Source organism: Streptomyces sp. N35, assembly GCF_016464295.1.
Classification (GTDB): Bacteria; Actinomycetota; Actinomycetes; order Streptomycetales; family Streptomycetaceae; genus Streptomyces.
Genome location: NZ_JAEIMH010000092.1, coordinates 667 through 13,998 on the forward strand (window position 1 = coordinate 667; position 13,332 = coordinate 13,998).

Consider the following 13,332-nt stretch of genomic DNA (forward strand, 5'->3'; position numbering starts at 1 on the left):
CCCCGCCGCGGCGGCTCCCCCGGCCCGCGGGGGTGGGGCGACGTTCCCTCTTCCCGTTGCCACCGCTCTGCCCATGGACTGCCGCGACCGCCCATAGACTGAACTCCATCCATACGAGGAGGAACGTCGCATGGCGATCAAAGGCATCTCCCCCTACCTCCGGTATGACGACGCGGACGCCGCGCTGGACTGGATGGAACGCGTCCTCGGCTTCACCGACACGGTCCGCTGGCGGGATGACTCCGGGCGGACGACCGAGGCCGACATCCAGGCCGGACCGGTGAAGATCTCCCTCAGCGGCGGCGACACCGCGCAGGACGGCAGGAACGCGCTCCTGATCGTGCACGTCGACGATGTCGACGCGCACTACGCACACGTCCGCGAAGCCACGACCACCGAAGTGACGCCCCCCAAGGACCAGCCGTACGGTCCGCGCACCTTCACGGTCGTTGATCCGTGGGGCTACCGGTGGAGCTTCTGGCAGGGCGAGGCCACACCGCCGAAGTGAGTCAGCCGGGCGGCTGGGCGATGCCGACGAAGCTGCGGTCCATGGTCCGCAGTTGTACGGTCCAGCCACGCGCCGTCAGGTCGTCCGTCAGCGACCGGGCGTCGTGGAACACCTTCACGACGCGGTACTCGCTGCCGTCGTCGAGCCGGCGCAGCACCGTGGGAATGGGCCCGTCGGTGACGCCTTCCTCGGTCGCGGCGACGGCGGGACCGTCGTCGATGAAGACCGCGTGGCCGCCCGGGGCGAGCATCGCGGCCACGGCCTCCCAGAACGCGGCCAGCCGTGAGGGCGGCACATGGGAGAGCCAGAAAGCGAAGAAGACGGTGTCGTAGCGCCGGGACGGCCGCCACGCGAACAGGTCGGCCCGCACGAACCGTACGTGGGGCAGCGTCGCCCGCGTCCGGGCGACGGTCAGCACGTCGGCGGCCGCGTCGACGGCCGTCACCGACCGCGCCCGTGCGGCGAGCAGCGGTGTCCACTGCCCCGTTCCACAGGCCAGCTCCAGCACATCGCCCCGGACCGGCAGCTCATCGACCACGGTCAGCAGGCGCCGTAACTCGTCCAAGTCCTCGTAGGGCCGGTCGTATTCGGCCGCGGCCGCGCGGTAGTAGGCCCGTTGCTCGGCGAGGAGGGTTTCGTCGTCATGGCTCTTGGCGGAGTCGTCATGGCTCATGGGGGAGAGGACGGCCCCCGACCGGGGGCTGGTTCTGTGCTGCGTCCGTATTGGCCGCACTGGGCCGCGACGGCCGCCGAACGCCGGTGCGGGCAGGGTACTTAGGGTGGGCGGCGACAAGATCACCGATCCGCCCGAGGAGCTGTCATGCCGCTGCGGATGCACTTGGGCGCGATCACGCTCGACTGTCCGGACCCGCTCGCCCTGGCCGCGTTCTACGAACAGGTCACGGGTCTCGAACCTCATCCGAAGTCGAACGCCGACTTCGCCGGCCTCAATCGCGAGGACGGACTCCTCCTCGGCTTCCAGCGGGTCGACGACCACCGCAGGCCGACCTGGCCCGACGCGGACGTACCGCAGCAGCTGCACATCTGCTTCAACGTCGAGGAGGACCTGGCCTCGGTCGAGGCACGGCTCCTCGAGCTGGGCGCGGGCAAGCCGGACCATCAGCCGCATGACGCGGGCCGGGCACGGGTGTTCACCGATCCGGCGGGGCATCCGTTCTGCGTCGTGCGCCGCTGAACGAGGTCCGCACCGGTCAGCGCAGGGCCACCTCGCCGGAACGGACGGTGCGCAGGGCCCGTTCGACGGTCTCCTGGTTCTCGCCCACCGGCGCCACGTAATCGAGGACGGCGTGCGCGGCCTCCTCGCCGAGGGTGCGGGTGATCACCCAGGTGGCGAGGTACTGCGAGGCCAGACAGCCGCCGGCCGTGGCGATATTGCCCTCGGTGTGGAACGGGGCGTCGAGGACGGTGACTCCGCACGCCTCGACGAAGGGCCGGCTGGTGCGGTCCGTGCTGGCCGGCATGGTTCCCAGGAGTCCGAGGCGCGCGAGCACCAGGGCGCCGGAGCACTGGGAGCCGATCAACTGGCGTGCGGGGTCCAGGGTCAGCCGGGACACCAGCTGATCGTCGGCGACCACGTCGCGGGTCCTGATCCCGCTGCCGATCAGTACGACATCGGCCTCGGCCATGAACTCCAGCGGCCGCTGCCCGGTCACCTCGACCCCGTTCATCGAGGTGACCTGGGGAGTCGGCGTCGTGATGAAGGCTTCCAGGCCGTCCTTGCGGCAGCGGTTGATCAGGGCGGACGCGATGAAGCTGTCGAGCTCGTTGAACCCGTCGAAGGTGACTACGGCTACCTGCATGTACGGCTCCCCGGGGTGCGGCGGGTACGGCGACGGTCAGTCGGACATCGCGGCGCGGTCGGACTCGCTGCGCAGGACGCAGAACTCGTTGCCCTCCGGGTCGGCGAGGACGGCCCAGCCCGAGCCGTCCGGTTGCCGGTGGTCGCCGACCCAGGTGGCGCCGAGCTCCAGGAGGCGGTCGATCTCCGGCTCGCGCGAGGAACTCGGGCGCAGGCACAGGTGGATCCGGTTCTTGACCGTCTTCGGCTCCGGCACCTGGTTGAAGTACAGCACCGGGCCCTCGGGCAGCAGCACCTGCGTCTCGTGGTCGCCCGGCCCGGTCTCCGGACCCACCGGATGCCCGGTCACCTCGCTCCAGAACCGGGCCAACGCATAGGCGTCGGCACAGTCGATTGCCACGTTCTGCACCACGGAGATCATGCCCGCCAGTCTGACCGAGCACCGACGGGATGACCAACGGTTTCGGGCTGCGGCCGACCTGGGCAGTTCCGACCTGCCCAGACCGGGGCTGGGCAGACCCGCCCCTAGGCCGGTCTGATCGTCGCCAACTGGGCCAGGAGGAGAAGGAGCCGGTAGGCCTCGCCGAAGTCGGTGGCTGTGAAAGCGACCGTGCGGCCGCCGTGTGTGCGGGAGACGCCCGGGATCAGGGTCGCCAGGTCGACCATGAACGGGGCCGCGAGGTCGGCTTCGACCTCCACCGGGCCGCTGATGGCCAGGGGCCGGACCCCGGAGCGGTTGAGCACCGCCCGGGCCGCCGAGTGACGCAGGAGGTCGCGGGCCTCCTCGGGGTGCAGGGCGACGGCCGCGCCCTGGGCGAGGGCCTGCTTGACCTCGACGGTGACGGCCGCGGGAACGAGGTCGTGGAGCTCGGCGCACGCGGCGTCGTCACCGCTCACCAGCACGGTCGGTACGCCGAGATGACCGGCCATCGCGGCATTGAGGCCGATCTCGCCCATGGACCGCCCGTCCACCCGTACGTCGAGGAGCCCGTCGTTCATGGTGTGGGCGAGTACGGCGGGCCCGCTGCCGGCCCGCGCGTGATAGCCGACAAGCAGGACCGCGTCGGTCTCCCGGTCGAGGCCGCCGAGCATGCCGAGCGGGCGGGGCTTGCCCCGCACCAGCCGTGCGCGGCGGTCGAGTTGCTCGGGCAGCAGGTTGCGGAACGGGCCGTGCGCGTCGGCGACCCAGACCGTCGCGTCGGGTGCGGCGTCGAGCACCCCGGCTATCGCACTGTTCGCCTCGGCGGTCATCAACTCCCGCCCGCGCCCGTAGTCGTAGCGCTCGGGACCGGTCTCGGAGGGATGCACGATCCCCGAGACGCCCTCCATGTCGACAGAGATCAATACCTTCATGGGTACGGGAGCCTAGCCTCGGCCGGAACGGCGCCCGGCGCGGCGGTGACGGCGGATGCGACGACGATCACGACAGCTCCCGCCAACGTGCCGGGACAGCACCCCTAGCCCCGGTTGCGCGGATGGTTGCGGGCGACGCGCTCGTTGCCGAACTTGTACGCACCCGTCCAGCGGGCCATCACCAACTGCTCGTCGCCGGCGGCCACTTCGGCCAGGAACTTCTGCGCACGCGACCCGCGCAGCGTCCCGGCGGCGCGACCGTGGTGCGTGATCGTGACGGTCGCGTCGCCGTGCTGCTCGTACCGGAATCCGTGGGGTCTTGGCATGCCCGGAGCCTAGAGGGCGCTCCGCGAGGGCGTACACCGGATTTCGGTGCCCCGTGGTCGCCGGGGCTAGTACGGCCAGATCGGCGGGTTGGTGCAGAAGTGGCCGCCCAGGTGCGCGTGGTCCGGGTTGTCGTCGGACAGTTCGCCCTGCTCGGCGATCAGCTTCTCGGCGTACTGCTCCGAGTCGTCCTGCGGGTCGTAGCCGAGTGCGCGGGCGCTCGAAAGGTCCCACCACAGCCGGGTGTTGGCGGACGAGCCGTAGACCACGGTGTGGCCCACGTCGGGTGCGGTGAGCGCGGCGTGGAAGAGGCGTGCGCCGTCGCCGGGCGACATCCAGACCGACAGCATCCGCAGCGAGGTGGGTTCCATGAAGCATGAGCCGATCCGCACGGACACCGTCTCCATGCCGTGCTTGTCCCAGTAGAACTGGGCGAGATCCTCGCCGAACGACTTGGACAGGCCGTAGAAGGTGTCGGGCCGGCGCGGGGTGTCGATGGGGATCAGCGGGTCGTCGCTCCTGGGCCGGGGCGTGAAGCCGACGGCGTGGTTCGACGAGGCGGACACGATCCGCCGTACGCCCTCTTCGCGGGCCGCTTCGTACAGGTTGTAGGTGCCCTCGATGTTGGCCTTGAGGATCTTGTCGAAGGTGGACTCGAGCGAGATGCCCGCGAGATGGATGATCGCGTCGACCCCGCGCACCGCCTCGCGCAGCGCCTCCTTGTCGGAGAGGTCGGCCTTGATCGCGGCCGGCTCGCCCCCGACGCTCTCGATCGCGACCATGTCGAGCAGCCGCAGTTCATGGCCGTACGCGGGCAGCAGCCCCCGCATCAGGGTGCCGAGACCGCCGGCGGCGCCGGTGAGCAGAACGGTGCGGGGAGCGGGCATGGGGTGGTCTCCTCGGATGCCTGGGTCGGGTCCGGTGCCTGGGCGACTTTCGGACACGAACGTATACGCGCGGGGGCGCAGAGGCACCGGCACGTACCCGATGAACGCATGCCTGTACGCCATTCACATCCGTGGACACGCTATGGATCTTTCGGTGGGTGCGTCAAGGGGTCGCGACCGGCCGTCAAGGCGGCGCCGTTGACGGCGAATTCGCCGATGATGAGGCAGACCTGGACGCTTGACCGGCGGTGTTGGGGCGCCTTAGCGTGAACTCGTTCAGAAATATAGACGCGGATCAGAAACGTGCACGAGATGTCGCGGTACGACAGCTGCGGTGCACCCGGTCCGCCGCGCCCAGGGAGAGAGCCCGTGACGTCAGCCCCGCTCGCCGCTCGACTCGGCATCCCCAGCGGACCGTTGTTCTTTCCCGTGACCGCCTTCGGTCCGGACGGCGGTCTCGATCTCGATGTCTTTCGCGCGCATGTACGCGCGGGCGTCGAGGCCGGAGGTGCGGCGGTGTTCGCCGTCTGCGGTACGGGCGAGTTCCACGCGGTCACGCCCGAGGAGTTCCGCGCGTGTGTGGCGGCGGCGGTCGAGGCGGCCGAGGGGCGGGTGCCGGTGATCGCGGGCGTGGGGTACGGAACGGCGCTCGCCCTCATGTACGCGAAGCTCGCCGAGGAGGCAGGCGCGGACGGGCTGCTCGCGCTGCCGCCGTATCTCGTCAAGGCCGAGCAGGAGGGGCTCGTGCGCCACTATCGCGCGCTCGCCGACGCCACCTCGCTCGAAGTGATCGTCTATCAGCGGGACAACGCTGTCTTCACCCCCGAGGCCGTGGTCGAGCTGGCCGCGCACCCGAAGATCATCGGGTTCAAGGACGGCCTCGGCGACATGGACCTGATGCAGCGCATCGTGAGTACGGTCCGCAGCGCGGGGACCGCAGGCAGCGCGGACTTCCTCTACTTCAACGGACTGCCGACCGCCGAGCTCACCGGTCTCGCGTACCGCGGGATCGGGGTCTCGCTGTACTCGTCGGCGGTGTTCTGCTTCGCGCCCGACATCGCCCAGGCCTTCCACCGCGCGCTCAACACGGGCGACGACGAGACGGCCACCCGTCTGATCGACGGCTTCTACCGCCCGTTCGTCGAACTCCGCAACCAGGGGCGCGGGTTCGCGGTCGCCCTGGTGAAGGCCGGTGTACGGCTGCGCGGGTTCGAGGTCGGACAGGTGCGCACCCCGCTGCACGAGCCGAGCGACCAGCAGATCAAGGAGCTGGCCGAGCTGATCGAGCGGGGCCGTGCGCTGCTCGCCGAGGGGGCGGACGCGTGACGACCTCGACCCACGGCCGCGGGAACACCTCGGCCGACGCCATGAAGACCTCCGCCTTCGTCTACCCCTGGGACGTCAACGGTGACCCCGGCGCCGCCCGCCGTATCGCATCACTCGGTGTCCAGCAGGTCACCCTCGCCTCCGCGTACCACTCCACCCGCGCGCTGACCCCGCGCCACCCTTCCCACCGCATCGTCACGGCCGAGCACGCCGCGGTCCTGTATCCGCCGGGGGAGCGCTGGCAGGGGCGGAGGCTGCGGCCGTACGCGGCCGGGGCCTGGGCTCCCGGCGACGCCTTCGGTGCGGCGGCCGCGGCGCTCGGCGAGGCGGGCCTCGAGGTCCACACCTGGGTGGTGCTCGCGCACAACTCCCGTATGGGCGCCGAACATCCGGACACCTCGGTCGTCAACGCCTATGGCGACCGCTACCCGTGGGCGCCGTGCATCGCACAGCACGCCACCCGTGAGTACCTCGTGGACCTGGCAGCCGAGGCGGCCGTACGGCCGGGTGCGCGCGGCACCGAGCTGGAGTCCTGCGGCTGGTACGGCCTGGCGCATCTGCACGCGCACGACAAGATCGGCGGGATCGGGCTCGGTGCCGCCGCCCAGTACCTGATGTCGCTCTGCTTCTGCGGATCCTGCCTCGAGGGTTATACGGGGGCGGGTTTGGACCCCGACGCCCTCGCGTCGGCGGTCCGGCAGGCGCTCGAACCGGTCTGGCGCGGGGAGGCGGCGCCGGACGTGCCCCCGGACAAGCTCCTGGACGCCGAACTGCTCGCCGCGACCCTGGAGTTCAGGTCCTCGGTGTCCCGGTCGCTCCAGGAGGAGGCGGTCGCGGCCGTCCGCGCCGCGGCCCCCGCGGACTTCCAGGTACTGCTCCACGCCGACCCGGTCCCGCACCACTGCGGCGCCAACGCGGGCGTGGACCCGGCGCACATCCTGGGCGTGGCCGACGGTGTGGTCGTGCCGTGCACGGGCGGCGCGGATCTCGTCGCGCCGTTCGCGGCCGAGGGCGTTGAGGGTGCGGTGCTCGCCGCGAACTTCACCGTGGTGAGCGGGATGGGCGGGGCTCCCGCCCGGCTGCGCGAGGACGCGGCACGGGCCGCGGAGCTCGGGGCCACCGAACTGCGGCTGTATCACGCGGGGTTGGCGTCCGACGCGGATCTGGAGCTGGTGCGGGCCGCGCTCGGCTGACGGCGCAGCAGGCCGGGCGTCGCCAGGAGGCCGGCGACGCCCAGCGTCACCAGCAGCACCCGGTGGTCGACGAGGGCGACAAGGCCCGCCCCGACGCCGAGGGCCACCGCGTTCGGCGCGAACACCAGGGTGTTGGCAGTCGCCGCGACCCTCCCGATCAGGTGGTCCGGGGTCTCCCGCTGCACCGCCGTGAGCACCGCGATCAGCACGCACGGCAGCCCGACACCGATCCCCGCGCTCGCCGCCAGCACCACCGCGTCGTACGGGAGCGCCCGCAGGGCCGCCGCCACCGCGAACAGCGCGAGCCCGGCGCCCGCGAACACCCGCTCCCCGTAACGCCGCAGCAGCGGTCCCGACAGCAGGCCGACCGCCACCGAGCCGAGGCCCTGCACGGCGTAGAGCACGCCCACGAACGCGGGGGAGCGGCCGAGGCCCTCGTCGACGACGGCGAAGATCAGCGCTCCGTTGACGCCGGCGAGGAACATCGTGAAGCCGCCGGCCAGGGCGAGCGTGCGCAGAGCGGGATGGTGGCGCAGATACCGCGCGCCCTCGACGGCGTGCGTCCACCAACTGCCGGGTTCCGGAGCGGTTTTGGGCTCCTCCCGCACCCGTAGCAGCGCATAGAGGCCCGCCGCCGCGAGAAAGGTGAGCGCGTCGAGCAGCGCGACCCGTGCACCCCCGTACGCGGCGAACAGGCCGGCGCCCGCGAGCGGGGCGAGCAGCTTCATGCCCTCGTTCGCCGTCATCCGCAGCCCGTTGAAGTCGCCGAGCAGCTTCTTGTCGACGACCGACGCGATCAGTGCGGCCTCCGCCGCGTCGTGCACGACACCCGCCGCGCCGTACACCAAGAGCACCGCGAACAGGATCCAGACACGGTCCGCCGAATCCACCGCGAGCAGAGCGCACAGCAGCACGGCCAGGCCGACGTTCGTCCAGATCAGCAGCGGTCTGCGAGGGGTGCGGTCGGCGAGCGTGCCGAGCAGCGGGCCGGCGAGCACCGGCAGCCACAGCGCGAAGGTCGCGAGCGCGGCCAGGCTGCTCGATCCGGTGAGCGACTTGACCCAGACGCCCGAGACCAGCCACATCGCGGACGTGCCGAATCCGGAGACCACCACGCCGCCGAGATAGAGCCCCGCATCGCGGTGGCGGAGCACCTGCCAAGTCGTCCATGCCATACGGGCAGGGTTTCCCTAAGGCCTGCGGGGCTGCATCGGGACTTCGCCCTACTTCGGGCATGCGGGAGTCCTCAGTTCTGTGCGGTTCTCCGTCGAGTCCGTCCGGTTCTCCGTCGAGCGATGAGTTCCGGGAGCGGCCGGAGTCTCCCCTCCAAGCAACGGATCTCAGGAGCCCTCATGCCGTCTTTCGACTTCACCGCACAGACCCGCCTCGTGGCCCAGCTCGCCGACCGGGTCACGGAGGCGCAGTTCGACCTGCCCACGCCCTGTCCGGAGCTTCCCGTACGGAACCTCCTCGGGCATCTCGTCGGGCTGACCGCGGCCTTCCGTGACGCGGCGCGCAAGGACCTCGGGCCCACGACGGACACGCCGCCGGGCGACACGGTGCCGGACCTCGGGCCCGGCTGGCGCGGTGACCTGAGCAAGAACCTCCAGGAGCTCGCGGAGGCCTGGCAGGCGCCGGAGGCCTGGGAAGGCTTCACGCGGGCCGGCGGTGTGGACCTGCCCGCCGGGATCGCCGCCCAGGTGGCGATGAACGAACTGGTCGTCCACGGCTGGGACCTGGCGCGGGCCACCGGCCAGGAGTACGCGCCGGGCGAGGCCGAGCTCCAGGTGTCGTACGCGCTGCTGAGCCCGGACGCGGAGGAGAGGTCGGCCCTCTCCGGACAGCAGGCCGCGGAGGCCATCTTCGGCCCGCCGGTCCCCGTTCCGTCCTCGGCCCCTCTCCTCGACCGTGTCACCGGCCTGAGCGGCCGCGACCCCCACTGGGCCGCGCCCCGACGGTGAGGACCGGACCAGGGCGTCTCTTTCGGATCTTGCAAAGAGACGCCCTAGCCTCGCCCCATGACCTTCACCCTCACCCCGCTGGGCACCGCCGCCCCGCACCCGCAGCCCGGCCGTCCCTGCTCCGGGTACCTCGTCGAGGCGGGGGACGCCAAGGTGTGGGTGGATGCCGGGCCCGGCACGTTCGCCGAGCTCCAACGGCATGTGCACCCGCGGGAGTTGACGGCGATCTGGATCAGTCATCTGCACTCCGACCACTGGACCGATCTGATCGCCGCCGAAGCGGGCATCTCCGACGGCGGGCTGTGTGCCGAGCGCCCGATCCCTGTCCACGCCCCGGCCGGGGCGCCCCACCGCCTGGCCGGGTTCTACGGGATGCCGGACCCGGGGCCGCTCGCCGACGTCTTCGCCTTCCACGCGATCGAGGACGGCGCGGACATCGGCCTCGGCGGCCCGGTCCTCACCAGCCGCGCAGTGGCCCACGGCATCGAGGCATACGGGGCGCGCATCACGTACGAGGGCGCCGTCCTCGCGTATACGGGAGACAGCGGCCCCTGCCCGCAGCTGACCGAACTTGCCCGGGACGCCGATGTGCTGCTCGCCGAGGCCTACGTCGACCGGCACGAGGGCGAACCGGTGCACCTGACCCCCGAGGACGCGGGCGCCCTCGCGCGTGAGGCCGGGGTCCGGACGCTGCTCATCACCCATGTCGGCCCCGGTCTGACACCCGACGCGGCAACCGCCCGGGCCGCCCAGGTCTTCGGCGGCCACACGGTGCGGGCCCGCGAGACAGTCGCGTACGAGATCGCCAAGAGGCAGGCGGAACAGATCAGTTGACCGCCAATCCGTAACACGGTGAAAACCTGAACCGGCCGCCACAGGGGAACAATCCAGCCAACACCCGCACCCTGACCCCTCAGGAGCACCCCCGTGGCGCACACAGCCGATCCGGCCGGCAAGACCGACGACATACCGGAGCCGCCGGCGAGTCCCCTGGACCGCTTCTTCCGTATCACCGCCCGCGGTTCGACCTTCGGCCGTGAGGTACGCGGCGGCTTCGCCACGTTCTTCACGATGGCCTACATCCTCGTCCTGAACCCGATCATCCTCGGCACCACCGAGGACAAGTACGGCAACACCCTCGACGGCCCCGAACTCGTCACCGCCACCGCCCTGGTGGCCGCGGTCATGACGATCATCATGGGCGTCGGCGGGAATCTCCCGCTCGCCCTCGCCGCCGGACTCGGCCTCAACGCGGTCGTCGCCTTCCAGCTCGCCCCCCAGATGAGCTGGCCGGACGCGATGGGCCTGGTGTTCGTCGAAGGCGTGCTGATCTGCGTGCTCGTCGTGACCGGTCTGCGGGAGGCCGTGATGCACGCCATCCCGCCCGCGCTCAAGCACGCGATCAGCGTCGGGATCGGTCTGTTCATCGCGTTCATCGGCTTCATCGACGCCGGTTTCGCCACCCGTATCCCCGGCGACACCGGCTCCGTGCCCGTGCAGCTCGGCGCCGCGGGACGGCTCGAGGGCTGGCCCATCCTCGTCTTCTGCATCGGAGTGCTGCTCACGGTGGCGCTGCTCGCGCGCAAGGTGCGCGGGGCGATCCTCATCAGCATCGTGGTCACCACGGTGATCGCCGTCATCGTCAACGAGATCGCCGACCTCGCGCCCACCGCCTGGGGGCTGACCGCCCCGAGCGTCCCGGACGATCTCGTCGCCACACCGGACTTCGGGCTGCTCGGCGCGTTCAGTCCGTTCGGCGCCTTCTCCGAGGTCGGCGCGGTCACCCTGGTGCTGCTGATCTTCACGCTCATCCTGAGCGACTTCTTCGACACCATGGGCACGGTCGTCGGCATCTCCAGCGAGGCCGGACTGCTCGACGAGCAGGGCAAGGTCCCCCACCTCGGCCGCGTGCTGCTCATCGACGGCGCGGCGGCGGTGGCCGGCGGCGCCGCCTCGGCCTCCTCCAACACCTCGTACATCGAATCGGCGGCCGGCGTCGGCGAAGGGGCGCGGACCGGCTTCGCGAACCTCGTCACCGGCGGCCTGTTCGCCCTCGCCCTCTTCTTCGCGCCGCTCGCCCTGATGGTGCCCGCCCAGGCCGCCGCGCCCGCCCTGGTCGCGGTCGGCTTCCTGCTCATGGCACAGGTGCGGCATATCGACTGGGAGCGCTGGGACCTGGCGATCCCGGCCTTCCTCACCATCGTCGTGATGCCGTTCACCTACTCGATCACCAACGGCATCGGCGCCGGCTTCATCGCGTACGTGGTGATCAAGGCCGTCCTCGGCAAGGCGCGCGAGGTGCACTGGCTGCTGTGGGGAGCGGCCGCCCTGTTCCTGGTCTACTTCGGGATCGATCCGATCGAGCAGCTGCTCAACGGGGAGTGACGCGAGCGGGGGTACGGGATCTTCCCGTACCCCCGGCGGTCAGCTCTTGAGTGCCGCCTGCATCATCGCCTTCGCGACCGGCGCCGCGAGCTTGTTGCCGCCCACCTCGGAGCGTGCGGCGCCGGAGTCCTCGATGAGCACCGCCACCGCGACCTCCTTGCCGTCAGAGCCCTTCGCGTACGAGGTGAACCAGGCGTACGGCGTGCTCTTGTTGTTCTCGCCGTGCTGGGCCGTACCCGTCTTGCCGCCCACGGTCGCGCCCGGGATCTGCGCGTTGGTGCCGGTGCCCTCGTTCACCACCGTCTGCATCGCCGACTGCAGCTGCTCGGCCACCGACTCGCTGACCATCCGTGAGCTGCCCGCGTCGTCGAAGCTCTGAAGGACCGAGCCGTCCGCGTCCGTGACCTGCGACACCATGTGCGGGTCGACCAGGGTGCCGCCGTTGGCGATCGCGGCCGAGACCATGGCCATCTGCAGCGGGGTCGCCGTGACATCGAACTGGCCGATGCCCGACAGAGCGGTCTGGGCCTTGTCCATGCCGGACGGGTACAGGCTCTGCGAGGCGCGGACCGGGACGTCCTGCTCCGCGTCGTTGAAGCCGAACTTCTCCGCCATCGCCTTGACCTTGTCCTGGCCGAGGTCGACGGCCAGCTTGCCGAAGACGTTGTTGCACGAGTACTGCAGCGCGGTGCGGATGCTGGCGTTCTCGCAGGGAGCCGACGCGCTCTCGTTGACGAGGTCCTTGGTGGAGCCCGGCAGCCGGTAGGGGTTGGGGCTGTCCGTCTTCGTGTCCACCGACCCGTACAGACCGTCCTCGAGCGCCGCCGCCGCGACGACCAGCTTGAACGTCGAGCCGGGCGGCAGCGGCTGCCGGATCGCCCGGTTCACCAGCGGCTTGTCCTCGTCCTCGGTGAGCTTCTCCCAGGCGTCACCGTCGGTGGAACCGGCGATCTTCGACGGGTCGTACGAAGGCGTCGAGACCATCCCGAGGATCTTGCCGGTCTTCGGGTCGATCGCGACGGCCGCGCCCTTGTTGTCCCCGAGCGCCTTGTACGCGGCCTTCTGCACGGCCGGGTCGATGGTGGTGACGACGTCACCCGGGTCCGCCCGCTTGTTGGTGACGGTGTCGAGCGGGTTCTTCAGGCGGGTGTCGGTGCCGTCGAGGACGTCCTGGTAGATGCCCTCGAGCTGGGTCGCCCCGTACACCTGCGAGCTGTAGCCGGTCACGGCCGCGTAGAGCGAGCCGTCCTTGTACGTGCGCTTGTACGCCAGGTCACTGCCCTTCGTACGCTCCGAGCCGGTGATGTCCTCGCCGCCCACGATGATGCCGCCCAGCGGGTACGCGTACTTGTCGATGGTGCCGCGCCGGTTGTGCTTGTTGTCCGCGAGGGCCTGGCCGTCGTAGAACTGCACCCACGTCGCTCTGACCAGCAGGGAGAGCACGAGGAGCAGGGTGAAGACCGAGATTCGTCTGATCGTCTTGTTCATCGCACTCGGGGAGACGAGCGGGGGAGTGCGATTCGTTCCTGCTCGTTGCGTTTCTCACGAAGCGTTCATGTACGAGGCCTGTGGCCGT

Annotated in this window: 15 protein-coding genes; 7 read left to right on the top strand and 8 right to left on the bottom strand. The window is 70.7% G+C overall.

Features of this window, described 5'->3' with window-relative positions; translation table 11 throughout:
• The first annotated feature begins 130 nt into the window (after nucleotides 1–130).
• The gene (locus JAO81_RS34820; protein WP_199551992.1) at nucleotides 131–508 is read left to right on the top strand and encodes a glyoxalase/bleomycin resistance/extradiol dioxygenase family protein; all 378 of its coding nucleotides are present in this window, start codon (nucleotides 131–133) and stop codon (nucleotides 506–508) included.
• A gap of 1 nt (nucleotide 509) precedes the next feature.
• On the opposite strand, the gene JAO81_RS34825 is transcribed toward JAO81_RS34820, so the two are convergent.
• Nucleotides 510–1,181, bottom strand: a complete 672-nt coding sequence (locus JAO81_RS34825; RefSeq protein ID WP_199551993.1) for a trans-aconitate 2-methyltransferase — start codon at nucleotides 1,179–1,181, stop codon at nucleotides 510–512.
• 147 nt (nucleotides 1,182–1,328) lie between these two features.
• Here JAO81_RS34825 and JAO81_RS34830 point away from each other — a divergent pair, with 147 nt between their 5' ends.
• Entirely contained in the window at nucleotides 1,329–1,703 is a 375-nt protein-coding gene (locus JAO81_RS34830) for a VOC family protein (RefSeq protein WP_199551994.1), read from the top strand.
• Between the two features lie 16 nt (nucleotides 1,704–1,719).
• Here the strand turns inward: JAO81_RS34830 and JAO81_RS34835 are convergent, their stop codons facing one another.
• The 5 genes from JAO81_RS34835 to JAO81_RS34855 all read right to left on the bottom strand — a co-directional run bounded on the left by JAO81_RS34835 (nucleotide 1,720) and on the right by JAO81_RS34855 (nucleotide 4,891).
• On the bottom strand, nucleotides 1,720–2,328 hold the full coding sequence (locus tag JAO81_RS34835) for a DJ-1/PfpI family protein (protein WP_199551995.1): 609 nt from the start codon (nucleotides 2,326–2,328) through the stop codon (nucleotides 1,720–1,722).
• 36 nt (nucleotides 2,329–2,364) lie between these two features.
• Nucleotides 2,365–2,748 carry a VOC family protein gene (locus JAO81_RS34840; RefSeq protein ID WP_199551996.1) on the bottom strand — a complete coding sequence of 128 codons (384 nt, stop codon included), beginning with the start codon at nucleotides 2,746–2,748 and terminating at the stop codon, nucleotides 2,365–2,367.
• Between the two features lie 104 nt (nucleotides 2,749–2,852).
• Entirely contained in the window at nucleotides 2,853–3,680 is an 828-nt protein-coding gene (locus JAO81_RS34845) for a M55 family metallopeptidase (RefSeq protein WP_199551997.1), read from the bottom strand.
• Between the two features lie 104 nt (nucleotides 3,681–3,784).
• Nucleotides 3,785–4,006 carry a hypothetical protein gene (locus JAO81_RS34850; protein WP_199551998.1) on the bottom strand — a complete coding sequence of 74 codons (222 nt, stop codon included), beginning with the start codon at nucleotides 4,004–4,006 and terminating at the stop codon, nucleotides 3,785–3,787.
• Nucleotides 4,007–4,072: 66 nt separating this feature from the next.
• Complete coding sequence (locus JAO81_RS34855; protein ID WP_199551999.1) at nucleotides 4,073–4,891, bottom strand: NAD(P)-dependent oxidoreductase; 819 nt, start codon at nucleotides 4,889–4,891, stop codon at nucleotides 4,073–4,075.
• Nucleotides 4,892–5,260: 369 nt separating this feature from the next.
• Here JAO81_RS34855 and JAO81_RS34860 point away from each other — a divergent pair, with 369 nt between their 5' ends.
• Together JAO81_RS34860 and JAO81_RS34865 are read left to right on the top strand one after the other, a co-directional pair.
• The gene (locus tag JAO81_RS34860; protein WP_199552000.1) at nucleotides 5,261–6,217 is read left to right on the top strand and encodes a 5-dehydro-4-deoxyglucarate dehydratase; all 957 of its coding nucleotides are present in this window, start codon (nucleotides 5,261–5,263) and stop codon (nucleotides 6,215–6,217) included.
• 41 nt (nucleotides 6,218–6,258) lie between these two features.
• A complete protein-coding gene (locus JAO81_RS34865; RefSeq protein WP_199552026.1) occupies nucleotides 6,259–7,410 on the top strand; it encodes a hypothetical protein in 1,152 nt (383 codons plus the stop codon).
• Here the strand turns inward: JAO81_RS34865 and JAO81_RS34870 are convergent.
• Complete coding sequence (locus JAO81_RS34870) at nucleotides 7,353–8,585, bottom strand: MFS transporter (protein ID WP_199552001.1); 1,233 nt, start codon at nucleotides 8,583–8,585, stop codon at nucleotides 7,353–7,355. The two genes, JAO81_RS34865 and JAO81_RS34870, sit on opposite strands and share 58 nt — an antisense overlap.
• 177 nt (nucleotides 8,586–8,762) lie before the next feature.
• On the opposite strand from JAO81_RS34870, the gene JAO81_RS34875 reads away from it, so the two are divergent.
• The 3 genes from JAO81_RS34875 to JAO81_RS34885 all read left to right on the top strand — a co-directional run bounded on the left by JAO81_RS34875 (nucleotide 8,763) and on the right by JAO81_RS34885 (nucleotide 11,756).
• Nucleotides 8,763–9,371: a TIGR03086 family metal-binding protein gene (locus JAO81_RS34875; protein WP_199552002.1), complete on the top strand. Its 609-nt coding sequence runs from the start codon at nucleotides 8,763–8,765 to the stop codon at nucleotides 9,369–9,371.
• Between the two features lie 57 nt (nucleotides 9,372–9,428).
• Nucleotides 9,429–10,205, top strand: a complete 777-nt coding sequence (locus tag JAO81_RS34880; protein ID WP_199552003.1) for an MBL fold metallo-hydrolase — start codon at nucleotides 9,429–9,431, stop codon at nucleotides 10,203–10,205.
• Between the two features lie 132 nt (nucleotides 10,206–10,337).
• Nucleotides 10,338–11,756, top strand: a complete 1,419-nt coding sequence (locus JAO81_RS34885; protein ID WP_199552027.1) for an NCS2 family permease — start codon at nucleotides 10,338–10,340, stop codon at nucleotides 11,754–11,756.
• A 39-nt stretch (nucleotides 11,757–11,795) separates the two neighbouring features.
• On the opposite strand, the gene JAO81_RS34890 is transcribed toward JAO81_RS34885, so the two are convergent.
• Nucleotides 11,796–13,244 carry a penicillin-binding protein 2 gene (locus JAO81_RS34890; RefSeq protein ID WP_199552004.1) on the bottom strand — a complete coding sequence of 483 codons (1,449 nt, stop codon included), beginning with the start codon at nucleotides 13,242–13,244 and terminating at the stop codon, nucleotides 11,796–11,798.
• Between the last annotated feature and the right edge of the window lie 88 nt (nucleotides 13,245–13,332).

Coding starts and splice junctions, on each gene's coding strand:
- JAO81_RS34890 (WP_199552004.1), bottom strand. CDS start 13,244: ATGAACAAGACGATCAGACGAATCTCGGTCTTCACCCTGCTCCTCGTG.
- JAO81_RS34875 (WP_199552002.1), top strand. CDS start 8,763: ATGCCGTCTTTCGACTTCACCGCACAGACCCGCCTCGTGGCCCAGCTC.
- JAO81_RS34855 (WP_199551999.1), bottom strand. CDS start 4,891: ATGCCCGCTCCCCGCACCGTTCTGCTCACCGGCGCCGCCGGCGGTCTC.
- JAO81_RS34830 (WP_199551994.1), top strand. CDS start 1,329: ATGCCGCTGCGGATGCACTTGGGCGCGATCACGCTCGACTGTCCGGAC.
- JAO81_RS34820 (WP_199551992.1), top strand. CDS start 131: ATGGCGATCAAAGGCATCTCCCCCTACCTCCGGTATGACGACGCGGAC.
- JAO81_RS34850 (WP_199551998.1), bottom strand. CDS start 4,006: ATGCCAAGACCCCACGGATTCCGGTACGAGCAGCACGGCGACGCGACC.
- JAO81_RS34880 (WP_199552003.1), top strand. CDS start 9,429: ATGACCTTCACCCTCACCCCGCTGGGCACCGCCGCCCCGCACCCGCAG.
- JAO81_RS34835 (WP_199551995.1), bottom strand. CDS start 2,328: ATGCAGGTAGCCGTAGTCACCTTCGACGGGTTCAACGAGCTCGACAGC.
- JAO81_RS34870 (WP_199552001.1), bottom strand. CDS start 8,585: ATGGCATGGACGACTTGGCAGGTGCTCCGCCACCGCGATGCGGGGCTC.
- JAO81_RS34840 (WP_199551996.1), bottom strand. CDS start 2,748: ATGATCTCCGTGGTGCAGAACGTGGCAATCGACTGTGCCGACGCCTAT.
- JAO81_RS34845 (WP_199551997.1), bottom strand. CDS start 3,680: ATGAAGGTATTGATCTCTGTCGACATGGAGGGCGTCTCGGGGATCGTG.
- JAO81_RS34865 (WP_199552026.1), top strand. CDS start 6,259: ATGAAGACCTCCGCCTTCGTCTACCCCTGGGACGTCAACGGTGACCCC.
- JAO81_RS34825 (WP_199551993.1), bottom strand. CDS start 1,181: ATGAGCCATGACGACTCCGCCAAGAGCCATGACGACGAAACCCTCCTC.